Consider the following 20056-nt stretch of genomic DNA (forward strand, 5'->3'; position numbering starts at 1 on the left):
TTACACCTGTGGTTAGTCAGCCCACCTACGTAATAGTTGTTGAGGTTCGTGGGGACAACTTCTTGCACACCAGGGACCTACCGCGGGTGAATGCGGCTCGACGAGTTCATCGACGAGTTCGAGCGTGACCAGGCAGCCGAGCGCCGCAGGCTGGCCGCCGAGAAGTCCTACGCGATCACCGACCACCTCGAAGACGTAGAGCGCCAGGTCGAGCAGGCCGTCCAGGACGACACGCTCGTCGGCTCGACGGCTCCGGAGATATTCGTCGGCCGATCGGGCTATCCGAACGTCTCGACGGGACTGCTCTCGCCCGTGGAACGCGACGCCGCGGCCGAGGGGTTCGCGACCAGCAGCGACTGGTACGAGTCGGGACTGGGCATCGAGGACGTCCTCCAGCGCCGGACGGGGCTGCTCAACTCCGCCCAGTCACTGGCGGTCGACTCGGTCCAGCAACGGGGCGGCGCCCACGACGTCTGGGACGGGTTCGTCGGCGTCCAGCGCGAGGTCGCTATCGCCGACCACCCGGTCGACGTCGAGGTCGGCCTCGATGGGACCCCCGAGATCGACGTCGGCTTCGACGACGTCCGGACGCCGACCGGCCCGCGCGCCAACGCCACGGGCGCGGACCTCACCGAGAATCCCCACGTCCCACGGCCCGTCGAGAAGACGCTGGACGACGACGACTGGGCCGCCGAGGGAGCGATGACCTACCTCTACCGGCGGGGATTCGACGTCTACGACATCAACACCATCCTCTCGGCGGGGGCGCTGGGTCAGGCCAGCGAGCGGTCGCTGGTCCCGACGCGGTGGTCGATCACCGCCGTCGACGACACCGTCGGCCAGTACCTCCGTGGGAGCCTCCGCACGGCCGATACAATCGACAAGCCCGAGGTCTGGTACAACGAGTACATGGGGAACCGCTACTGGGTCCTGCTGGCACCCGGCCGCTGGGAGTTCGAGTTCGTCGAGATGAAAGCCCCCGAGAGCGTCTGGAACCCGCGGCCGGGTGCCGGCTACTACCTCGCCAGCGCCTACGAGGGCTACGAGGGCCGGACCGGCTACGTCGAGGAGACAGCAGGCGCGTACTACGCGGCCCGCCTGGGTGTCCTCGAACACCTCCAGGAGCGGGGCCGACAGGCCAAGTGTCTGGTCCTGCGTGAGATCACCGACGACTACTGGGCGCCCGTCGGCGTCTGGCAGGTCCGGGAGGGCGTGCGCAACGCCTTCGAGGGTGAGCCCGGTGTCGGGCAGTCGTTCCGCGAGACGCTCGGCGCCATCGCCGAGCAGTTACCGGTGGGTCTGGGCCCGCTGCGCCGGAAGTCACAGCTCGTCGCCGGGCTCCAGTCACAGCTCTCGGACTTCTGAGACTGGAAAACCACAGGCAGCCGACAGAAAACGGCGGACATGGTCCCACTCCTCTTCCCAGGCATCCCCGGTCCGACCGAACTGCTCGTGGTGTTGCTCCGCCTCGTGTCCTTCCTGCTGGTCCCCGATGGCACCGCGAGTGGCGCGTACCTGCTCGGCAAACGACGGGGGCGGGCCGAAGACGAGGCCAGCCGAAACACGTAGCGTTTCATCCTGCTCTCCTGGTGCGGAATGTGAACGACGGCGGTCGAATTCACGCTCGATAGCCCTGTTCCGGGGCGAACCGTTCGGTTTATCGGTGGCAATCCGCGAGCGTTAGATGTGTCTCCGGAGCGAACTGGCCCCGATATGCCCGAGCGACTGACCAGCCACGCCTACCAGATCACCGTCGATGACGGACGGGACTCGTTTTTCGCCCTCAGCATCGAGGGCCGAGACTGCGAGACGGAGTGGCTGGTCTCCGATACGGTCTGTGCACTAGAGAACATGCGGTAGCTGTCCGAACACTTTACTCGACCCGGCGACCAGCACGCGGTATGTTCCTGCTCGTACAGGCCGGTCCTGGACTGGGCGACATCGTCGTGATCCTGTTCTTGCTTCTCGCGATGGTGGTCCCCGTCCTGCTCGTCCTGGGTGTCGCCCTCTACATCACCCGTGACGAGTGGACCGGCGACCGGAAAGATACCGTCGAGAAGGATCTCTCCGATGATCTGGGGAGTCTCGGGACGCCCGATACGGACGACGAAGCGAGCGCTGGGGCGTCCGAACGAGCGCAGAACGGCGAGTGAGTTACTCGGTCGGGACCGGGCCGGTACCGATAGCCTCGCGGACCGCCTCCTCGAACTCGCGCCGGTCGGCGAAGTAGGGCACGTCGACGTCCTCGAGGACGGTGGCCAGTTCCTGCGGGCCGTCCGGGGTCCGGATTGTCGTCTCGCCCTCGCGCTCGACGATCGTACTGTGCTCGATACCCCAGGTCAGCCGCGCGGAGACACGTGCCAGCGGCGCGCCCGCCACGTCGGGGCCCTCGCCGAGTTCGACGGCTGGCGCCTCGTCTTCCTCGTCGTCGCTCATATCTGGACTGTGCCAGTGGGCTCGATTAGTGTTTTCGGTGTCCGCCGCTTGCCGCCATCGTCATGCGCATGTCTGACGGGGTGTTTTGACGATTGCGGTGCTAGAGCCTTCCATGACTAGTCTGAATGACGTGTACGATGGGGAGGTCGGACGCGTCGCATCACGCCGTCAACAGGTCGTCGGGATGGGGCTGTTCCTGCTGGGCGCCGCGGGGCTGGTCGCGGCCATCGCGTTCGCGACCACCGCGGTCGGCCAGCGGTTCGGGCTCAGCGAGTACGCGGCCCGCGAGGTCGCTGGCACGGTCGCCGGCCTGGGGTTGCCGGCGGTCATCCTCGGCGTCTTCACGGTGTTGCCGTCCGGCCGGCGGACGCGGGCGGCGGCCGCCCTCGGGACGAGTATCTCGGTGCTGGGTGTGGCGCTGTTCCGGAACATCTACCCCTACACCTGGGTCGAGGCGCGACCGCTGCTGGCCTTGGGGGTCAGTACCGTCTACTTCGTCGGCATCGTGACCGCGTTCTGGGCGCTGTTCGCGGCCGTCGCGACGTTCAAGACCCGTAACGACCCCGGTGGTACCGCCCGGATGGAGGTCACCGAGGAGGGGACCATCCGCCTGGTAGAGGAGGCCCAGTCGGTGCCCTCGATGGGCGGCGTCGGCCTGTTCGGTGGCGACCCTGACGGCGACGTCGAGACCCAGACCAACCGGAAGGCTGCGGCCCGGAGTGATGGGAGTGGCAGCGAGAGCGTCCAGTCCGGCGCGGACACCGGCGGCCCCGACATTTCGGAGCCCGGCCCCCAGCGCACGGCACAGCCCGAGCGGACGGAGCGGGCCTCGGTCGGCAACGGCTACGAGAGCGGCGGGAGTCAGCACCAGACGCCGTCCGAAGGGGCCATCGACAGCGACATCGCACAGGCCGGCCCGGAGTCGACGGCCTCGGCCGACGGCGGGACCGCGAGCGTCTCGGGCGATCCGATCACCGACACCGCGGTCCGACGGGGCGAGCCCGACACCTACTGCGGGAACTGTCGGCACTTCCAGTACGTGATGCACGACGGCGACATCGAACCGTACTGTGGGTTCCACGAGGACCTGATGGACGACATGGACGCCTGCTCGGCCTGGACGAAGAACGACTGATAGTGAGTCTTGGAGCGATTTACAGGTACGCGCCGACCCCGGGTCGGCGCTTTCCGGAAATAATCTCCAATACTGACTATCAACGGGAACCCCGGCGTTTAACACTGCCCAGCGGCGTACAGGAGAGCAAGAATGAAATTCTGCGACGACTGCGGCTCGATGATGAAGACCGAGGGCGACAGCTGGGTCTGTGGGAGCTGTGGCTACGAGGAGCTACGCGACGAGGCGGCCGAACAGGAGATGGCGGTGACGACACAGGGCCAGGAGGAATCGGAGATCGTCGACACCTCCGAGGTCGACGCCGAGGACATGGGCCCGACCACGGGTGCGCGCTGTCCCGAGTGTGGCAACGAGCGCGCCTACTACGAGATGAAGCAGATCCGGGCCGCCGACGAGTCCGAGACGCGCTTTTTCACCTGTACCGAGTGCGAGCACAAGTGGCGCGAGGACGACCACTGAGGCGATACTGTGTCTGACGACGCCGCGTTTCCGGCCGTGCCGGAGCAGGACCTCACAGACGGCGGCTGGGAACTCGTCGACGAGAGCGTCGAGACGGTGTTCAAGCTTCCGACGGCCCGCGTCGACGGTGCGACGGCACTGTACGACGACGTGCGCACGCGCGAGGCAGCGGCGACGGCGACCGGCGTCGACAGACAGTGGCGCTTTTTCTTCGCGACGCGACTGACGTTCACACCACCGCTGTCGCCGGGCATCGGGCCGGCGATGATCCTCCCGACGGTCCGTTCGGAGGCCCAGTCGGCCTTCGCGGACGAACTGCGAGACAGAGGCTTCGAGGACGTCGACCGCGGCCGGAAGGAGCGTATCCGGGTCGGGACGGGCGACCGAGCACGGCTCCGCAGCTACACCGCCTCGATGCCGCTGACAGACGTCGACGCGACGCTCTCTATCGAAGGGTGGGTGGCCGTCTGGAACGGCGACGGCTTCCGCATCGCCGCCGGTGCCTATCCGGATCGGCCGGTCGCGGAGGTCCTCGACGTCGACTCGCCGCCGGCGCCACTCCAGCGGTCGAGCCAGGACTACCGGGAGGAACTGCTCGGACTCATCCGCGCCGTCGAGTGATCGCCGCCAGCACAGGGCCCTCGGGGACGAGTTCGACTGGCCCGAGGCCGAGTCGGCGGGCCAGCGGACTCGGGTCGGCGTCGGACCCCAGGCGGGCGACTGGGACGCCACGAACACGGAGTTCTGCGGTCAGGCCCACCGACGCCAGCGCCGCCGCCCCGTCCATCGTCCGGTCGCCGTACTGTCGCCAGAGCGCGACGACGGGGCCGAACGAGGCCACGTCGGCGGCGACGACGTCGTCGTAGCCGGTGACGGTGATCGTGGTGCCGTCGACGGTGACGGTGAGGTCGGCGTCGACCGCCAGCGACGGCCGGTGCTCGATGACATCAAGCAGCTCTGCGACCGTCTCGATCGGTTCGCCGGTCGGTCGCTGGGTGGTCGTCACTGGCTCAGTCCTTCTCTCGGGTCGTGACCGTCACTGTTCCGTCGATTCGCCAGTGGGCGTGTTCCGGGTTCTCGCCGGTTCGGCTCGGGACGTCGACCTCCATCTCCTCGAACTCGTAGGTGATCTCGGCGTTCCGACCGGTCAGCCGGTCGTAGAGTCCGATAGCCAGCTCTGGCCAGGTCGTCGTCTCCTCGGGTGACTCGCTCATGTACCCGACCATAGGGGCCAGAAGGGTTTGAAACCCCGCCCCGACCGGCGGTCAGGGACGGCGTGCGACGGTGAGATAGCCGGTGTGACCGACGCCGCCGGTCGAGGGGCGCGAGCCGCGGTCGTCGAAGTCCATCTCGCGCTGGATGGTATCGAGCGTCTCGATGCCCGCCAGACCGACCTCGCGGGCGGCGGCGACGGCCTCGCGCGTGTTCTCGACGAACGGCGAGTACACCGCCAGGGAGCCACCGCGGGCGAGCAGCGTCGGCGCTCGCTCGACGACTGTCGGGGCGTCCTCGGTGTCCAGCGTCAGCGCGTCGAAGCCCGCGAGGTCGTCCAGATCGTCGGTGACGTCGCCGGTCCTGACCTCGACGGTGTCGGCGACGCCGGCGACGGCCATGTTCTCACGGGCCACCTCGGCGAACTCGGGGTCCTGCTCGTAGGTCACGACGTCGGCGCCGGCCCGGCCCATGTAGGCGGCGAGGATGCCGGTTCCCGTCCCGGCGTCGAGCACGCGGTCGCCAGCCGAGATACCCGTCTTCCCCAGCACGAGGCCCACGTCGCGGGGCATCATCGGCGCGCCGGTCCGTTCGAGGTGGGTAAAGAGATCCGGGCCCCGGAGCGCACGCACCGTGAAGCCGGTGCCCAGATGCGTCTCGACGACGTCGCCGGGTGAGACGTCCTCGGGCACCTCCAGGATACCCAGGTCGGACTCGAACCGCTCGCCGGGTTCCAGCAGGTACTCGCGGTCCTCGTGGACGAAGAGGTAGGCCACGTTACTCCAGTTGGTCGACCGCGTCGGCGAGGTCGCCGTCGTTCTCGACGAGCGCTTCGCGGGCAGTGTCCTCGTCGACGCCGGCGCGCATCGCGACCAGTTCGACGTCGTCGGGGTCGACGCCGTCGTCGCTCGCGTCGGCCGTGTCGTCGGCAGCGTCGTCGGTGTCCTCGCCCGCACCCAGTTCGCGGGACTCGGGCTCGCCGACGACCTGGTAGGTCTTCTGGCCCTGGGCCTCCATCAGCTGGACCTCCGCATCCGTGAAGACGAGTTCCTCGTCGGGTGTGCGGATGATTACCTCTTCGGCATCGATATCGTCCATGTCGATGCCCATCTGTTCCATCATCTGTTTCATCTTGCGCGGGTTCATCCCGCCGCCTCCGCCGAACATACTCTGGGGTGCGCGTTCCGCGCGGAAAAATATAGCGACCCGTCCTGTCGCCCGCAATCGTGCTCAGTCCTCGATGCCCTGCCGGACCTTCACGGCCATCCCAGTCTCGAAGTCGGCCATCCCGTCGCCGGGCAGTTCAGCACGGCCCACCGCCAGCAGATCGCCGTCGGCGTGGACGACGAGCGCCTCGTCGCCGGGGCGGAGTCCGCCGTCGGCCTGCTGGACGAACTTCGCGAAGACGTTGCGGCCCTCGCGGACGAACGGTTCGCTCTCGTCGCCGACGACCACGCGGTGTCGCGGCGCGTCGAACCCGTCGGCCAGGCGGTAGCCGCCGGCCGGCCCCAGTCTGAAGCGGCCGTCGTTGCCGTAGGTGACCAGGCGGCCGTCTTCGTCGTGGACCTGCCGGGGCCGTCCCGACGAGGTGTGTGTCACCTCCAGGACGTCCGGCGAGGGGAACAGGGTCGTCCCGGCGTCCCGGCCGAACTGGTAGTCGGCAGAACGCCTGAGCCCGCGCAGTTCTCGGTCGGTCATGGTCGCTCTCGACGGCCGATGGACAACGGTGTTTCGGTCCGAGAGCGTGTGGTATGCCCACAATATTCGGGGGATTTATCATGATTTATCGTACAGCCCTCGGGCGTTTTTGGGGAAATTTATACCGGATGAATCCATAGCACTTTCCATGACAACAGACACACGAAAGGTCGCGCTGGGTGCGCTGCTGCTGTTCGTCAGCAGCGTCCTGATCCTGGGTACGGGACAGATCTCGCTGAACGTTCCGGTCTACGCGGGGGCGGTCGCCGCCCTCGGACTGGCCGCTGGGGCGTTGCTCGTCGGCACCTCCGAGGACGGCCGCGCGGTCTAGAGCAGGAACCGGTCGGTGTCCTCGCTCAGGTCGACGAACATATCGACGGCCTCTTTCAGGTCTTCAGAGGAGGACTCCTCGAAGCCCATCGCTTCGACGCGACAGCCCTCGTGACGGAGATAGCGACAGAGCCGCGCGAAGTCGCCGTCGCCGGTACAGAGGACGACCGCGTCGTTGTGTTTCGCCAGGGTGACCGCGTCGAGGCTCATCCCCACGTCCCAGTCGGCCTTCTTCGACCCGTCCTGGAACGTCTTGATGTCCTTGATACGGGTCTCGAAGCCGATGTCGTCGAGCGCCTCGAAGAACGTCTCCTCCTCGGGGGAGTCGGCCCGGATGACGTACGCGATCGCGCGGGTCAGTTCTCTGCCGTCGACCGCACCGTCCAGCAGTGACGAGTAATCGATGTTCCGCGAGTAGATACTCTGTGCCGTATGATAGAGGTTCTGCGCGTCCGCGAGGACGGTCACGCGCTGTCCAGAATGAGAGACTGGCATACCGGGTGTTGTCCGGCCCGTGGAAATAGCCTTTCGGGGCGCGCGAGCGCCGCGGAACACAACAGCTAAGTCCCTCTCGGACTGTCATGCGACCATGCGACGACTCCCTGCCGGTCGGACTCTCTCGGCCGCCCAGCGGGTCGTCTCCGCGCCGAAACGCAAACACGCCTTCTAGTGGCTCGTGGCGGGCGTGGCGCTCCCGTCTCGGGCCGGTTCCGTCGCTGCACCGGCAACCGGACGACATATCCCGACGCACTACGACACATCCAGCAATGACAGCCATCGACTTCCGCGGCGTGTATCCCGCGATGTGCACGCCGTTCCACGACGATCAGGAACGCAGTATCGACTTCGAGACACTCCAGCGAGACGCCCAGCGACTCGAAGAGGCGGGCGTCGACGGCCTCGTCCCGGTCGGTTCGACCGGCGAGTCCGCGACGCTGACCCACGACGAACACATCGAGGTCGTCGACGCGGTCATCGACGCCGTCGACGACGTGCCGGTCATCGCCGGTACCGGCAGCAACAATACCCGCGAGGCACTCTCCCTCTCCCGCCGTGCGGCCAACGCCGGCGCCGACGCCCTCCTCCTCATCTCGCCGTACTACAACAAGCCCGAGCAGCAGGGCCTGATCGACCACTACACCAGAATCGCCGACGAGGTGGACTGCCCGCAGATCGTCTACAACGTCCCCTCCCGGACCGGCCGCAACACCGAACCGGATACGGTCGTCGAACTCGCCGCTCACGAGAACATCGCGGCGTTCAAGGCCGCGAGCGGTGACATGGGGCAGATCTCGGAGATCATCGAGCGCACCCGAGACATGGAGTTCGAGGTGCTCTCTGGTGACGACGGCATGACGCTGCCGATGCTCTCGGTCGGTGCGAGTGGCTGTATCTCGGTGGCCGCCAACGTCGAACCCGAACGGACGTGTGCGATGGTCGGGGCGGCGCTGGCCGAGGACTACGAACGCGCCCGTGCGATCCACCACGAACTCGGCCCGCTGTTCCGCGCGCTGTTCGTCGAGACCAACCCCATCCCGGTCAAGGAGGCTATGCGCATCCGCGGCTACGGGCCGGCACACGTCCGGTCGCCGCTGACGCGTCTCTCCGAGGAGCACCTGGACGAACTCCGTGACGTGCTGGCGGTGCTCGCCGACGAGGACCTCGAAGACGAGTACGCGGAGGTGGAACGATGACGCGCGTCGCGATCAACGGCGCCGCCGGGCGGATGGGCCAGACGGTCATCGAGACGGCCGCCGAACGGGCGGACCTGGACGCCGTCGTCGGCTTCGACGTCGAGGCCGGCGAGGTGCAGGGTGTCCCGGTCGTCGAGAGCGAGGGCATCACGGCCGCACTCGACGAGTACGACGTCGACGTCGTCGTCGACTTCTCGATTCCGGCCTCGACGCTCCCGCTGGCCGCGGCCTGTGCCGAGACGGGGACGGCGCTAGTCGTCGGAACCACTGGCTTCGACGAGGACGAGATGGCCCAGCTCAGGGACGTGAGCGAGCAGACGGCGCTGTTGAAGGCGACGAACTTCTCGCAGGGTATCCAGGTGCTCCAGCGCCTCGTCAGCGAGGCCGTCGCCACGCTGGACGACTACGATCTGGAACTCATGGAGACCCACCACAACCAGAAGGTCGACGCACCCTCCGGCACCGCCAACACCCTTCTGGAGACCGTTCAGGAAGAACGAGACGTCGAACCGGTCTACGGCCGGGAAGGCCACGCACCCCGCGAGGACGACGAGATCGGCGTCTTCGCCCGACGGGCCGGCGACATCCGCGGCGAGCACGAACTGATCCTGGCGGGCAACGACGAGGTACTCTCGCTGTCCCACCGCGCGGAGGACCGCGGCGTGTTCGCCGCCGGTGCGCTCGACGCGGCAGCCTGGCTCGACGGCCGCGAGGCGGGCTGGTACTCCTTTGGCGAGGTCGTCGACGCCTGATCAGCCCGACTGACTCGCCTCGGTCACCGTTGCCGGGACGCCACCGAGGTCGTAGGTCGCGTCCGTCCCGGCCCAGACACCCGCGGCTTCGAGCCACTCCACGGGCGTCCGGAAGTAGCTCTGTGCTGATTCGACGACGACAGACGTGACATCCACGCGCTGGAGGAAGGTCGCCGCGCTGACGCCCCGGTGAGTCGCGACGACCTCGGGTGCGACCTGCACCGGATCGCTGGCCCCGTCGTCGAGGTCGTACTGGGTGGCGTGGGTCACCTCGTCGGCGTCGACGTTCCCCGAGCGGACCGTCAATCGATCACCGATCCGCTCGGTCGTGACTCGCTCGGGCGGCGAGACCGACAGTGGCTCGCCACCGACGCTGAACCGTGTCCGGAGCGGGTCCTGCTCGATCTCGGGGACGACGAACCGGAACTCGCCGGCACCGAACGGGAGCACGGTGACCGATTTGGCGTCTGGCCGGTCCGATTCCGGTGTCGACAGGCCGAGTCGCGTCGACTGGCCGGGGCCAATCTCCGCGACGCCGATCGCGTCCTGTCGGCGGCGCGGGACCCGCTGCCACGTCTCGCCGACGCGCGTCTCGATTGTCTGTGTAGAGGTGATCACCTCCGCCGCCGAGAGCTGTCGGTTCGTCAGCGTGAACGCGAGCGGCCCGGGCCGGTCGAGGTGGTCGCGGTCCGGTTCGATGGTGACACCTCTGCCCCAGAGACCGTACCCAACCCCGACCGTCAGCACCCCGCCCAGCGCACCCAGCAGCGTTCGGCGTCGCATATCCACAGTGTCGGGCCCGCTGCAGCTAGAGGCAGGGAACGGTCAAACCCGGACTGACCGTCGCGCGCTCGCGAGCGACGGAAACCCCACCGGCTATACTCCCGGAGTGGATACCGACGGATACGATGCTCGGACAAGACCTCGAACGGAACATCGGGGACCTGTGGACGGCCTACGAAGACGGGGCGACAGTCGAGGACGTCGAACCGCCCCAGCTAGACACGCTCGATGACTTTCTGACGGCCCTGGAGAACGGCGACGTCCGGGCCGCCGAGAAGGTCGAGGGCGAGTGGCAGGTCAACGAGTGGGTCAAGCGGGGGATCCTGCTGAACTTCGCGTTCCGGAAGACCTACAGCCGGACCTACGGCGACGTCGACTACCACGACGTCCTGCCGCTGCGGGACACCGGCGACCTGGGCGAGCGCGGCACGCGGAACACGCCGGACGGCACCACCATCCGCCGGGGGGCGTACCTGGGCGAGGACTGCATCATGATGTCACCCTCGTTCGTCAACATCGGTGCCCACGTCGGCGACGGCACGCTCATCGACTCCTGTGACACTGTCGGGTCGTGCGCCCAGATCGGCGAGAACGTCAAACTCGGCGCGAACACCCTCATCGGCGGCGTCCTCGAACCGGTCGAGAGCGCGCCCGTCATCGTCGAGGACGACGTGGCGCTGGGCGCCGGCTGTCGCGTCACGAGCGGATTCATCGTCGGCGAGGGGAGTATCGTCGGCGAGAACACGCTCCTGACGCCCCGTATCCCCGTCTACGACCTCGTCGAGGACGAGATCCTCTACGGCGAACTGCCGCCGGAACGACGTGCGTTCCAGCGGTTCGTCGACTCTTCGGTCGGCGAGCACGATCTGTTCGACGGGGGCGCCTACAAGCCCGCTGTGGTGGCGACGGACGTCGAGGAGGAGACGCTGGAAGCGACGGAGAGAGAAGACGCGCTTCGGGACTAGCGAGCGAGCGGGGAACGAAGTGACCCGCGAGCAGCGAGATTCTGAGCGCAGCGAAGAATCCCGTATCGGAGCGGGGAGGAACGACCCGCGAGCACCGAGGTCGACCGAAGAGCCCACTGGCTGTCCCGCTCACAACGAGTTCGTCAGATCGCGATAGAACGCGATCGGCGAGCCGTACCGGTCGGACGGATCGGGTGCGAGCGCCCGGCGGAGGACGGGTTCGACGGCCTGCGAGACCTCGTCGACGAGGTCGGGGGTTCGGAGGCGGCCGGTTCGGACGGCGGCCTGCGAGCCGGTCGCCGTCTCCTCGACGGGGGGCTTCTCACAGAGCAGCCAGTAGGCGATGGCGCCGAGCTGGTAGACGCTCGTCGTCTGTGTCAGGTGCCCGTCGAGCTGTTCCGGCGCGGTGAAGGGGCTTCCGTGGTCGACGCCCAGTGCTTCCCGGACGGCCCACTCGATGCCCCAGTTCGAGACCGTCGCTCGCCAGCCGCTGTCGCCACCCTTGAGGTGGACGTTCGCCGGATAGAGACCACAGACCTGGAACGACGGGTCCGCGACCGTGCTGACGGCCTCGACGACGTCGCCGAGGATGTCCATCCGGGTCCGGACCGGCAGGTCGGTGCCGATCTCGCCCAGGGTGTGCTTGCCGACACGGTAGGCAACCCACGGCGTCGGGGCGGTCCCGGATTCGTGGACCGTCGCCACGTGGGCGCTGTCGTCGACGGCCTCCCACTGTGAGAGCCGGTCGGTAAAGGCCGGCTGGACGCCCTCGTCGCTGCCGTGCTTGCTCGACACCGCGAGGATCTCGGCGTGGGTGCCGCCGTCCCACGGCGTCGCGTACCGGTGGACGACACCGTCGGTGTCGATGAACTCGACTTTCGTCACGTCGGGGATCGAGGCGCCCAGTTGGCCCGGACTCGCGGGGCCGACGTAGTCGACCTCGGTCTGGTCGCTGGTCGTCTCGGCTTCGGTTTCGGGCGGATCGTCGTCCTGTTCGGGCGGCGGCACCGACTCGATGGCCTCCTTGCTGAACCGGACGCCCGACCGGGTGACGTCGTGGCGCAGGAAGCGGTGCTCGCGTTCCTCGTAGGTCTGCCCGTGCCGGTCGTAGGCGTGGAGGTGTTTGAAGTCGTAGGCGCGCTGGAGCTGTTTGGCCCGCTCGCCGGCCTCGGTGCGGGAGTCGTGGACGGCCATCGCGCAGGTCCCGGCCTCCGGAACGACCGTCCAGGCGCCGACCAGTTCGTCGTACTCGACGACCAGACACTCGAACAGCGGGTTCCAGTACACCTCGCTGACGCTCCGTGGGCCGTCCCAGCGGACGGTACACGGGTGTCTGTCGGCGTCCATCTTCGATTTCGCGCTGCGGACGGCGTCGATCTGTTCGTCGTGCGACGAGAACGTCTCCCCGTCGCGGGCGCCGCGGCGGTACGCTTCGACGAGATACACCCGTCCCTGCTTGACGATCTCCAGTGGGGGTCGCTGTGGGATCTCCGGTGGCATGGACTCGGGAGCGACGGGTCGCGGCGCGTCTGCTCTTGGCAGACTACTATCTTTCCACTGATAAGTATGTGTCGCCGGGCGGCGGTGTCGTCTCACCAACGGCCCGAGAGCGGAACCCTTGTTACTCGGCGCCACCGTGTCTGGTGCAATGAGTCACACTTCGCCGCCGGTCCGCCGTCTCGCGGACTGGGACCACGACCGCCTGGGGCGACTGGCCGCCGACTACGGGACACCGCTGTACGTCGTCGACCTCGACCGGGTCACCGAGAACTACGAGCGGTTCGCGTCGGCGTTCCCGGACGCCCACGTCATGTATGCCGCGAAGGCCCACACCGGCCGTGCGGTGCTCTCGAAACTGCTGGAGACGGGCGCGGACATCGAGTGTGCCGCCTGGGGAGAACTCCAGCGGGCCATCGATGCCGGCGCCGACCCGGACACGCTCCAGTACACCGCTGTCAACCCGCCGGATCACGATCTCGACTACGCCGTCGACCTCGCCGTGGACAACCCCGGGCTGACCATCACCGGTGGCGCCCGGGACACCTTCGACCGCCTGGAAGCCCGCGGCTACGACGGCCGGGTCGCCATCCGCATCAACCCCGGTATCGGGACGGGCCACCACGAGAAGGTCGCGACGGGCAAGGACGCGAAGTTCGGCATCCCCTACGACGAGGTCCCCGACCTCGCGGCGGGACTCGACGACCGGTTCGACCTGGTGGGCATCCACGCCCACGCCGGCAGCGGCGTCCTCCACGACGACCTGGACGATCACTGCCGGGCCATCGCGAAGGTCGCCGAGATGGGGCGGACCGTCGAGGAGCGCGTGGGCGGCCTGGAGTTCGTCGACTTCGGCGGCGGCTTCGGCGTCCCCTACCGCGAGGACGAGGCGCCACTCGACATGGACGTCGTGGGCCAGAAGGTCCGCGACGCCGTCGGCGACCTCGACGCACAGATCAAACTCGAACCCGGCCGCTACGTCGTCGCCGACGCGGAACTGATCCTCACCGAGGTCAACACCATCAAGGAGACGCCGGCGGCGACCGTCGTCGGCGTGGACGCCTCCCTGGCGACGCTCATCCGGCCGGCGATGTTCGGCTCGTACCACCCCATCCGGAACGTCAGCGCGCCCGACCGGGAGGCCGAACCGGTCTCCGTCGGCGGCCCCTGCTGTACGAGCGCCGACGTGTTCTGTACCGACCGGCCCGTCGCTCGCCCGGAACGCGAGGACCTGCTCGCCATCGGCAACGCCGGGGCGTACGGCTACGAACTGGCCAACCAGTTCCACTCTCAGCCCCGCCCGGCGGAGGTAGCTATCGAAGGCGGCGAGGCCCGCGTGGTCCGGGAACGGGAGACGCTGGCAGACGTGACGCGGGTCGAGCGATGACGCTGTCGTTCGATCTGGAAGCCTTCCACCGCGAGGCGGTCGAGACCCCCTCCCACGAGGACGTCGACGAGATGCGCGAGTTGCTCGTCGAGACGCTGACAGAGGCGGGCGTCGACCCGACGGTCGACGACCTGGGGAACGTCGTCGCCTCCCGCGGGACCGGGGACGGGACCCACCTCGCGCTCAACACCCACATCGACACCGTCCCGCCACACCTGCCCTACGAGCGCCGCGCGGACCCGCCCGGTCCCGACGAGGCGGTCGACGGCAGCGGCGACGAGGAGAACGGGACGCCACACGCCCCGTCCGGCGACGTCGTCTGCGGCCGTGGTGCCTGTGACGCGAAGGGCCCACTGGCAGCGCTGCTGGAGGCGTTCCTCACCGTCTCGCCGGACGACGGGCAGGTGACGCTGGCGATCTCTACCGACGAGGAGACGACACAGACCGGCGGCGCACACCTCGCGGAGACGGTCGCTGCCGACGGCTACATTGTCGGCGAGCCGACCAGCCTGGATGTCTGTACGGCGGCCCGCGGCCAGTTCGAGGGGACCGTCACCATCCACGGCGAGAGCGCCCACGCCGCGGACCCCGGGAGCGGCATGAACGCCATCAGAGCTGCCGCCCCGATCCTCCAGGCGATGGAGACCTACGACGAGGAACGCGGCCCCGACGACCACGAGGTGCTCGGACGGCCGATCCTCACGGCCTCGATGATCGAGGGCGGCGAGGCGACCAACCAGGTGCCTGCCGAGTGTACGATCACTTTCGACCGGCGCAGCGTCCCGCCCGAGACCAGCGACCAGTTCTGTGCCGACCTGGCCGACCACCTCGGCCAGTGGCTCCCCGACGGGATGGCCCTCTCGGTCGACCTTATCCGGCCCGACACGCCGTTCCCCGAGGCGTTCGCCACGGAACCCGACACGTCGCTCGTCCAGACGCTCCGGGAGGCAAGCGGCGGCGCGGTGCGGCCGTTCGGCGCGGCGACGGAAGCGTCGTACTTCGCACAGCAGGGGCCGACCGTCGTCTTCGGACCCGGGGGACTGAGCGACGAGGCCGGCGCGGTCGCCCACTCGAAACGGGAGTACGTCCGGCTCTCCGAGGTCCGGGCGGCAGCCCGTGCGGTCCGCGAGACCGTCGAGCGGTTACTGTAGGTACCCCATCGCCGCCTCGTCGCTGACCTGCGAGAAGTCACGGTAGTACTGACCGACCGCCCGGAAACTCGCCGGCGTTTCGAGGACGACGACCTCGTCGACGGCGTTCTCCAGCTCCGCAACCGAGTCCGGCGACCCGACGGGGATCGCGACGACGACACGGCTCGCGCCACCCTGCTGGACACGCTGGACACAGGCTCGCATGGTCGCGCCGGTCGCCAGTCCATCGTCGACGATCACGACTCGCTTGCCCGTCAGGTCCAGTGGCGGTCTGTCGCTGCGGTAACGGTCGAACTTCTCCTTCGCTGCGGCCTGTTCGCGTTCGCGGGCCGACGCGAGGTACTCCGCTGTGAGATCCAGTGCCCCGATCAGCGAGTCGTTGCGCCAGAGGGTCCCGTCGTCGGCGACGGCAGCCACCGCGAGTTCGGCGTTGCCGGGAGCGCCGATCTTCTTGGCGACGACGACGTCCAGCGGAACGCCCAGCGCGTCCGCGACGGGTCGGCCGACCGGGAGCCCGCCACGCGGGATGGCCAGCACGACGTCGGCCACGATATCGCGACGAGCGAGTTCCTCTGCGAGCCGTTCGCCCGCCGACGTGCGGTTCGTGAACATACGACAAGATAGCCGGCTGACAGGCTTAGCAGTTCGGGTCAGTTCTGCGGGTCCGGCGTCCGGCGGCCGTCCTCGTCGGTGAGTGTCTCCGTGACCTGGCTGTAGGTCAGGACCAGCGCGACGAGCGCGAGGGCGGCGCCGACGGTGAACGGCGTCGAGAAACTGCCGAGGTTGAACAGGAGCCCCGAGGCCAGCGGGCCGACGGCCACGCCGAGGCCGAACGCCATCGTCAGCACCGAGAGGGTGGTCCCCGAGCCACGCTCGCCCGCGAGGTCGCCCGCGAGCGCCAGCGAGGGCGCGAACACGAGCGCGACGGCGATCCCCTGGACGAACCGCGCCCCGAGCATCAGCCAGGGGTCGGTGACGACTCCCTGGGCGAACACAGAGGGCACGAGAACGACGAATCCGGCGACGACGAACGGCCGGCGACCGAACCGGTCGCTCGCCCGGCCGATGGGGACCTGCAGGAGGACGTTGGCGATGACGACGGCGGCGAACTGGACGCTGAACATGAACGTCGACTCGTCGAGTCGCGTCCGGATCGGCCCTTCCAGGGTGGCAAAGAGCGCGATGGTCGTCGCCATCAGGAAGGTTCCGACGCCGAGGACGAACACCGAGTCGAGGCCCCGTCCGTCTGGGTCTCTGATGGCGATCGAGAGGTCCTTGCTCGCTGCGTCGGCGGCAACCGGCGGGTCCCTGATGAGTGCAGCCACGAGCCCGAAACTGACGATGGCGCCGGCGACCGCGACGGCGAAGGCCGCGTTGAACCCCGAGAGCGTCGTCCCGAGCAGATCGTACGTGACCACGCCCTCGGCCGCCAGCCCACCGGTGATGACGACGCCGGCGACGATGGGGCCGAATCCGAAGCCGATCAACCGGAAAGTGTTGAACACGCCGAAGTTCCCGCCCCGCTCGCTGTCGCTCTCGGCGTAGTCGTTGACGAGCGCGACCGTCGCCGGGATGGTGAAGGCCGCGCCGACGCCCTGGAACGCTCGGGCACCCAGAACGGCCCAGTAACTCGACAGGAACGGGTAGGCCGCGCTTCCGATGGCAAAGAGGACGAGGCCGGTCAGGACGAACGCGCGCCGCCGGCCGGTCCGGTCGGAGAGCCGTCCGGTGAACGGCTGGCCGAAACTGTTCAGCAGGCCAAAGAGCGACAGGACCAACCCGATCAGCGTCTCCTCCTGGAGGACGAACCCGAACACCTCGGCCCCGACGATGCCGGTCAGTGTCACCTGTCCGCTGGCGATGTACAGCGGCAGGACGATGATGAGAAAGGAGTTCCCGAGCGCGTCGGCCATCCGGGCAAAGGCCAGCGTCAGGACCCGCGAGTCGGTTCCGAGGACCATCTACCCGAAGCCTCGGCCGGGACCGCCGTGAGAGTTCCGCTCCTGGCGAAGTGTTGGGTACAGTGCAGAGACGACTGCTCGCCACCCTCCAGGTGTTCCTGGGCAACAACCGACAGTTGTTCCCGACCTACACGTCCTCGGCTAGCTGCTGTGCGATGCCGGTGTAACCGGTCGGTGTCAGGGCCGACAGCTCCGCGCGGACGTCCTCGCTCACGTCGAGGTCGTCGATCATCGCCTGGAAGTCGTCCATGGTGACCTGTTGGCCGCGGGTCGCCTTCTTGACCTGTTCGTAGGCGTCTTCGAATCCTTCACGTCGGAGGATGGTCTGGACCGCCTCGCCGATTATCTCGGGCGTGTCCTCCAGTTCCGCGCGCATCACCTGCTCGTTCGGGACGACCTTCGCGAGGCCGTTCTGGCACTTGCTGTAGCCGACGAGACAGTGTGCGAACGCCGCGCCGATGTTGCGCTTGACCGTCGAGTCCGAGAGGTCACGCTGGAGGCGTGATTTGGTGACGTAGTCCCCGAGGAAGGTGAGATCAGAGTTGGCCTTCGAGAGGTTCCCCTCGCTGTTCTCGAAGTCGATGGGGTTGACCTTGTGGGGCATCGTCGAGGAACCAGTCTCGCCCTCGACGGCCTCCTGGCCGAGATAGCGGTCCGAGACGTACAGCCACATGTCCAGGTCCATGTCCAGCAGGACGTTGTTCGCGCCACGGAGCGCGTCGAAGACGGTCTGGAGGTCGTCACAGGGGTTGACCTGTGTGGTCAGTGGCTCGTGGTCCAGGCCGAGGTCGGCGACGAATGCCTTCGAGAAGGCGGGCCAGTCGACCGCGGGATAGGCGGCGTGGTGGGCCGCGTAGGTCCCGGAGGCGCCGGCGAGTTTCCCCGAGAGGTCGTCGGCGGCGCGCTCGATTCGACCGATGGCCTTTCCGAGCCGCGAGGCGTAGACGGCCATCTCCTTGCCGAAGGTCGTCGGCGTCGCGGGCTGGCCGTGTGTGCGGGCGAGCATCGGCACGTCCCCGTAGGTGTGGGCCATCTCGACGAGTGCGTCCCTGACCTCGCGCAGTTCCGGGACGAGTACCGTCTCGACTGCGGGCTTGACCAGCAGCCGGTGGGCGAGGTTGTTGACGTCCTCGCTGGTCAGCCCGAAGTGGATCCAGTGGTCGGCGTCCAGCCCGTCGGGCATCCCCAGCCGGACGAAGTACTCGATAGCTTTGACGTCGTGGTTCGTGGCGCTGTACTCGCCGTACCCCTCGGTCTCGAGTTGCTTGACGACGCTGGCGTCCTCGTCGTCGAACTCCTCGTACAGTGCTCGGAGCGTGGCGCGCTGGCCGTCGTCGACGGACAGCGGCGTCGCGTCGAGGTCGGCGAGCGCGAGCAGATATTCGACTTCGACCTGCACGCGGGCGCCCATCAGCGCCCGCTCACTGGCGTACGGGACGAGCGGTTCGGTGTAGCGGGCGTACCGCCCGTCGAGCGGCGACACGGCGGCGAGTGGCCCTCTCTCGGTCATGCGAGAGTGTGCGCGAGAGGCGCGAAAAAGCGTGTCGTTACGACTCGCTTACCGACTCGGTGCGTTCCTGGCGCTTCTGCCCGTCGTCGAGCTGGTCGTAGTGGTGTTTGTACCGGGAGAGTTTCCGGTAGAGCGCGTAGCCAACCAGCGCGTCGAAGACCACGACGAACCCGACGAAGGTCACCAGGTTCCACGGGACGAGGCCGGGCAGATAGGTCACAGAGGTGTTGTAGAGTCCGTGGATGAGCGCGGCGATGAGGATACCCTTGACGACGATGGGACCTTTGTTCTCGGGGTTGAACTTCGCCAGGCCGAGGTAGTAGCCCGCGAACGAGGAATACAGCACGTGGCCCGGGCCGACGAAGGCCCGGCTCGTCGCAGTCTGGACCGCCGCCAGCACCGGCTCCATCGTCTGTCCCGAACTGGCCTGGAGGTAACCCTGCGAGATATACAGGAGGTTCTCGATGGTCGCGAACCCGAGGCCGGCCACGGCGCCGTAGACCACGCCGTCGACGACGGCGTCGATGGTGTCGAACGCGCCGACCCTGATGCCGAGCCACTTGACCGTCTCCTCGATGGGGCCGACGACGAGGAAGAAGAACAGTGCCATCCCGATCACCGGGACGAACCCGAACAGTGGTTGCAACAGCGTGTTGACCAGCGCGGCGATGCTGGCGAAGATGATCGCCAGCACGAACGTGATCGCCAGCGGCTCGATCGGTTCGCGTATCGTCGGGTCCTCGTACCAGAGGTAGCCGACGATGGCGAGCGCTGGGACTGCAGAGAGCGCCGCCAGCACGCCGACCGAGGGCTGTCGGAAGACCAGTAGCACCGTCGCGGCCAACTGGGCGACGAACAGGAGGACGCCGACGGCGATCAGCAGCCACCGCCGGGAGGCGTGCAAGAACCCGTACAGCGACATCGAGAGCCGGTCGAGCGCCGACCGGGCGTCCCACGCCGCGATGTCGTAGAGATCTGTCGAACCGGACAGCGCCGCCTTGACCGGGTCGGTCTGGTCGTCTGTCACACCTGAGACGTGCGCAGCCTTCTACGTGAGGGTTTCGGCGGCCGGGAGTTCGAGACGGC

26 protein-coding genes are annotated in these 20056 nt (G+C 67.9%); 13 read left to right on the forward strand and 13 right to left on the reverse strand.

Going from position 1 to position 20056, the window contains the following annotated elements; genetic code table 11:
* The first annotated feature begins 90 nt into the window (after positions 1-90).
* The 4 genes from nreA (at position 91) to Hhyl2_RS16505 (ending at position 2153) form a co-directional block, all read left to right on the forward strand.
* Complete coding sequence (nreA, locus tag Hhyl2_RS16490) at positions 91-1365, forward strand: DNA repair protein NreA (RefSeq protein WP_483551849.1); 1275 nt, start codon at positions 91-93, stop codon at positions 1363-1365.
* A 39-nt stretch (positions 1366-1404) separates the two neighbouring features.
* Positions 1405-1569 (forward strand): hypothetical protein, encoded by a 165-nt coding sequence (locus Hhyl2_RS16495; RefSeq protein ID WP_483551850.1) that lies wholly within the window; start codon positions 1405-1407, stop codon positions 1567-1569.
* 144 nt (positions 1570-1713) lie between these two features.
* The gene (locus Hhyl2_RS16500; RefSeq protein ID WP_483551851.1) at positions 1714-1860 is read left to right on the forward strand and encodes a hypothetical protein; all 147 of its coding nucleotides are present in this window, start codon (positions 1714-1716) and stop codon (positions 1858-1860) included.
* A 41-nt stretch (positions 1861-1901) separates the two neighbouring features.
* Entirely contained in the window at positions 1902-2153 is a 252-nt protein-coding gene (locus Hhyl2_RS16505; RefSeq protein WP_483551852.1) for a hypothetical protein, read from the forward strand.
* Between the two features lies 1 nt (position 2154).
* On the opposite strand, the gene Hhyl2_RS16510 is transcribed toward Hhyl2_RS16505, so the two are convergent.
* Positions 2155-2436, reverse strand: a complete 282-nt coding sequence (locus Hhyl2_RS16510; RefSeq protein WP_483551853.1) for a DUF5789 family protein — start codon at positions 2434-2436, stop codon at positions 2155-2157.
* A gap of 112 nt (positions 2437-2548) precedes the next feature.
* Here Hhyl2_RS16510 and Hhyl2_RS16515 point away from each other — a divergent pair, with 112 nt between their 5' ends.
* The 3 genes from Hhyl2_RS16515 to Hhyl2_RS16525 all read left to right on the forward strand — a co-directional run bounded on the left by Hhyl2_RS16515 (position 2549) and on the right by Hhyl2_RS16525 (position 4651).
* Entirely contained in the window at positions 2549-3571 is a 1023-nt protein-coding gene (locus Hhyl2_RS16515) for a cell division protein CdpA domain-containing protein (protein WP_483551854.1), read from the forward strand.
* A 132-nt stretch (positions 3572-3703) separates the two neighbouring features.
* Positions 3704-4030 (forward strand): transcription factor S, encoded by a 327-nt coding sequence (locus Hhyl2_RS16520; protein WP_483551855.1) that lies wholly within the window; start codon positions 3704-3706, stop codon positions 4028-4030.
* Positions 4031-4039: 9 nt separating this feature from the next.
* The gene (locus Hhyl2_RS16525; RefSeq protein WP_483551856.1) at positions 4040-4651 is read left to right on the forward strand and encodes a DUF6517 family protein; all 612 of its coding nucleotides are present in this window, start codon (positions 4040-4042) and stop codon (positions 4649-4651) included.
* Here Hhyl2_RS16525 and Hhyl2_RS16530 read toward each other — a convergent pair.
* The 5 genes from Hhyl2_RS16530 to Hhyl2_RS16550 all read right to left on the reverse strand — a co-directional run bounded on the left by Hhyl2_RS16530 (position 4632) and on the right by Hhyl2_RS16550 (position 6940).
* Positions 4632-5036, reverse strand: a complete 405-nt coding sequence (locus Hhyl2_RS16530) for a hypothetical protein (RefSeq protein WP_483551857.1) — start codon at positions 5034-5036, stop codon at positions 4632-4634. The two genes, Hhyl2_RS16525 and Hhyl2_RS16530, sit on opposite strands and share 20 nt — an antisense overlap.
* 4 nt (positions 5037-5040) lie before the next feature.
* Positions 5041-5244 carry a hypothetical protein gene (locus Hhyl2_RS16535; RefSeq protein WP_483551858.1) on the reverse strand — a complete coding sequence of 68 codons (204 nt, stop codon included), beginning with the start codon at positions 5242-5244 and terminating at the stop codon, positions 5041-5043.
* 51 nt (positions 5245-5295) lie between these two features.
* Positions 5296-6018, reverse strand: a complete 723-nt coding sequence (locus Hhyl2_RS16540; RefSeq protein ID WP_483551859.1) for a methyltransferase domain-containing protein — start codon at positions 6016-6018, stop codon at positions 5296-5298.
* Between the two features lies 1 nt (position 6019).
* Positions 6020-6409: a nascent polypeptide-associated complex protein gene (locus Hhyl2_RS16545; protein WP_483551860.1), complete on the reverse strand. Its 390-nt coding sequence runs from the start codon at positions 6407-6409 to the stop codon at positions 6020-6022.
* A 63-nt stretch (positions 6410-6472) separates the two neighbouring features.
* Complete coding sequence (locus Hhyl2_RS16550) at positions 6473-6940, reverse strand: PUA domain-containing protein (RefSeq protein WP_483551861.1); 468 nt, start codon at positions 6938-6940, stop codon at positions 6473-6475.
* 148 nt (positions 6941-7088) lie between these two features.
* Between Hhyl2_RS16550 and Hhyl2_RS16555 the strand changes: the two genes are divergently transcribed.
* A complete protein-coding gene (locus Hhyl2_RS16555; protein ID WP_483551862.1) occupies positions 7089-7271 on the forward strand; it encodes a hypothetical protein in 183 nt (60 codons plus the stop codon).
* On the opposite strand, the gene Hhyl2_RS16560 is transcribed toward Hhyl2_RS16555, so the two are convergent.
* Positions 7268-7765, reverse strand: a complete 498-nt coding sequence (locus Hhyl2_RS16560) for a LabA-like NYN domain-containing protein (RefSeq protein ID WP_483551863.1) — start codon at positions 7763-7765, stop codon at positions 7268-7270. The two genes, Hhyl2_RS16555 and Hhyl2_RS16560, sit on opposite strands and share 4 nt — an antisense overlap.
* A 272-nt stretch (positions 7766-8037) precedes the next feature.
* Between Hhyl2_RS16560 and dapA the strand changes: the two genes are divergently transcribed.
* Positions 8038-8964: a 4-hydroxy-tetrahydrodipicolinate synthase gene (gene dapA, locus Hhyl2_RS16565; RefSeq protein WP_483551864.1), complete on the forward strand. Its 927-nt coding sequence runs from the start codon at positions 8038-8040 to the stop codon at positions 8962-8964.
* Entirely contained in the window at positions 8961-9716 is a 756-nt protein-coding gene (gene dapB, locus Hhyl2_RS16570) for a 4-hydroxy-tetrahydrodipicolinate reductase (RefSeq protein WP_483551865.1), read from the forward strand. The genes dapA and dapB overlap by 4 nt, the downstream gene beginning before the upstream one ends.
* Here the strand turns inward: dapB and Hhyl2_RS16575 are convergent, their stop codons facing one another.
* Entirely contained in the window at positions 9717-10499 is a 783-nt protein-coding gene (locus Hhyl2_RS16575; protein WP_483551866.1) for a hypothetical protein, read from the reverse strand.
* A 125-nt stretch (positions 10500-10624) separates the two neighbouring features.
* Here Hhyl2_RS16575 and Hhyl2_RS16580 point away from each other — a divergent pair, with 125 nt between their 5' ends.
* Positions 10625-11464, forward strand: a complete 840-nt coding sequence (locus tag Hhyl2_RS16580) for a 2,3,4,5-tetrahydropyridine-2,6-dicarboxylate N-succinyltransferase (protein WP_483551867.1) — start codon at positions 10625-10627, stop codon at positions 11462-11464.
* Between the two features lie 129 nt (positions 11465-11593).
* On the opposite strand, the gene Hhyl2_RS16585 is transcribed toward Hhyl2_RS16580, so the two are convergent.
* On the reverse strand, positions 11594-12964 hold the full coding sequence (locus tag Hhyl2_RS16585; protein WP_483551868.1) for a protein kinase family protein: 1371 nt from the start codon (positions 12962-12964) through the stop codon (positions 11594-11596).
* A gap of 148 nt (positions 12965-13112) precedes the next feature.
* On the opposite strand from Hhyl2_RS16585, the gene lysA reads away from it, so the two are divergent.
* Both lysA and Hhyl2_RS16595 read left to right on the forward strand, forming a co-directional pair.
* Positions 13113-14348 carry a diaminopimelate decarboxylase gene (lysA, locus tag Hhyl2_RS16590; protein ID WP_483551869.1) on the forward strand — a complete coding sequence of 412 codons (1236 nt, stop codon included), beginning with the start codon at positions 13113-13115 and terminating at the stop codon, positions 14346-14348.
* Positions 14345-15499 (forward strand): M20 family metallopeptidase, encoded by a 1155-nt coding sequence (locus Hhyl2_RS16595; protein WP_483551870.1) that lies wholly within the window; start codon positions 14345-14347, stop codon positions 15497-15499. The genes lysA and Hhyl2_RS16595 overlap by 4 nt, the downstream gene beginning before the upstream one ends.
* Here Hhyl2_RS16595 and Hhyl2_RS16600 read toward each other — a convergent pair.
* The 4 genes from Hhyl2_RS16600 to Hhyl2_RS16615 all read right to left on the reverse strand — a co-directional run bounded on the left by Hhyl2_RS16600 (position 15491) and on the right by Hhyl2_RS16615 (position 19997).
* Positions 15491-16111 carry a phosphoribosyltransferase gene (locus tag Hhyl2_RS16600; protein WP_483551871.1) on the reverse strand — a complete coding sequence of 207 codons (621 nt, stop codon included), beginning with the start codon at positions 16109-16111 and terminating at the stop codon, positions 15491-15493. The genes Hhyl2_RS16595 and Hhyl2_RS16600 overlap by 9 nt on opposite strands.
* Positions 16112-16149: 38 nt before the next feature.
* Positions 16150-17460: an MFS transporter gene (locus Hhyl2_RS16605; RefSeq protein WP_483551872.1), complete on the reverse strand. Its 1311-nt coding sequence runs from the start codon at positions 17458-17460 to the stop codon at positions 16150-16152.
* A gap of 127 nt (positions 17461-17587) precedes the next feature.
* Positions 17588-18970 carry an adenylosuccinate lyase gene (gene purB, locus Hhyl2_RS16610; protein ID WP_483551873.1) on the reverse strand — a complete coding sequence of 461 codons (1383 nt, stop codon included), beginning with the start codon at positions 18968-18970 and terminating at the stop codon, positions 17588-17590.
* 37 nt (positions 18971-19007) lie between these two features.
* Positions 19008-19997: a PrsW family intramembrane metalloprotease gene (locus tag Hhyl2_RS16615; RefSeq protein WP_483551874.1), complete on the reverse strand. Its 990-nt coding sequence runs from the start codon at positions 19995-19997 to the stop codon at positions 19008-19010.
* Positions 19998-20056 lie beyond the last annotated feature (59 nt).

The organism is Haloarcula sp. H-hyl2 (assembly GCF_056934385.1).

Bases quoted from the DNA above. Each gene is read 5' to 3' on its own strand.
- Hhyl2_RS16510 (WP_483551853.1), bottom strand. From the start codon at position 2,436: ATGAGCGACGACGAGGAAGACGAGGCGCCAGCCGTCGAACTCGGCGAG.
- Hhyl2_RS16495 (WP_483551850.1), top strand. From the start codon at position 1,405: ATGGTCCCACTCCTCTTCCCAGGCATCCCCGGTCCGACCGAACTGCTC.
- dapA (WP_483551864.1), top strand. From the start codon at position 8,038: ATGACAGCCATCGACTTCCGCGGCGTGTATCCCGCGATGTGCACGCCG.
- Hhyl2_RS16580 (WP_483551867.1), top strand. From the start codon at position 10,625: ATGCTCGGACAAGACCTCGAACGGAACATCGGGGACCTGTGGACGGCC.
- purB (WP_483551873.1), bottom strand. From the start codon at position 18,970: ATGACCGAGAGAGGGCCACTCGCCGCCGTGTCGCCGCTCGACGGGCGG.
- Hhyl2_RS16505 (WP_483551852.1), top strand. From the start codon at position 1,902: ATGTTCCTGCTCGTACAGGCCGGTCCTGGACTGGGCGACATCGTCGTG.
- Hhyl2_RS16550 (WP_483551861.1), bottom strand. From the start codon at position 6,940: ATGACCGACCGAGAACTGCGCGGGCTCAGGCGTTCTGCCGACTACCAG.
- Hhyl2_RS16595 (WP_483551870.1), top strand. From the start codon at position 14,345: ATGACGCTGTCGTTCGATCTGGAAGCCTTCCACCGCGAGGCGGTCGAG.
- dapB (WP_483551865.1), top strand. From the start codon at position 8,961: ATGACGCGCGTCGCGATCAACGGCGCCGCCGGGCGGATGGGCCAGACG.
- Hhyl2_RS16515 (WP_483551854.1), top strand. From the start codon at position 2,549: ATGACTAGTCTGAATGACGTGTACGATGGGGAGGTCGGACGCGTCGCA.
- Hhyl2_RS16535 (WP_483551858.1), bottom strand. From the start codon at position 5,244: ATGAGCGAGTCACCCGAGGAGACGACGACCTGGCCAGAGCTGGCTATC.
- Hhyl2_RS16520 (WP_483551855.1), top strand. From the start codon at position 3,704: ATGAAATTCTGCGACGACTGCGGCTCGATGATGAAGACCGAGGGCGAC.
- Hhyl2_RS16500 (WP_483551851.1), top strand. From the start codon at position 1,714: ATGCCCGAGCGACTGACCAGCCACGCCTACCAGATCACCGTCGATGAC.
- Hhyl2_RS16600 (WP_483551871.1), bottom strand. From the start codon at position 16,111: ATGTTCACGAACCGCACGTCGGCGGGCGAACGGCTCGCAGAGGAACTC.
- Hhyl2_RS16575 (WP_483551866.1), bottom strand. From the start codon at position 10,499: ATGCGACGCCGAACGCTGCTGGGTGCGCTGGGCGGGGTGCTGACGGTC.
- Hhyl2_RS16555 (WP_483551862.1), top strand. From the start codon at position 7,089: ATGACAACAGACACACGAAAGGTCGCGCTGGGTGCGCTGCTGCTGTTC.
- nreA (WP_483551849.1), top strand. From the start codon at position 91: ATGCGGCTCGACGAGTTCATCGACGAGTTCGAGCGTGACCAGGCAGCC.
- Hhyl2_RS16585 (WP_483551868.1), bottom strand. From the start codon at position 12,964: ATGCCACCGGAGATCCCACAGCGACCCCCACTGGAGATCGTCAAGCAG.
- Hhyl2_RS16545 (WP_483551860.1), bottom strand. From the start codon at position 6,409: ATGTTCGGCGGAGGCGGCGGGATGAACCCGCGCAAGATGAAACAGATG.
- lysA (WP_483551869.1), top strand. From the start codon at position 13,113: ATGAGTCACACTTCGCCGCCGGTCCGCCGTCTCGCGGACTGGGACCAC.
- Hhyl2_RS16605 (WP_483551872.1), bottom strand. From the start codon at position 17,460: ATGGTCCTCGGAACCGACTCGCGGGTCCTGACGCTGGCCTTTGCCCGG.
- Hhyl2_RS16560 (WP_483551863.1), bottom strand. From the start codon at position 7,765: ATGCCAGTCTCTCATTCTGGACAGCGCGTGACCGTCCTCGCGGACGCG.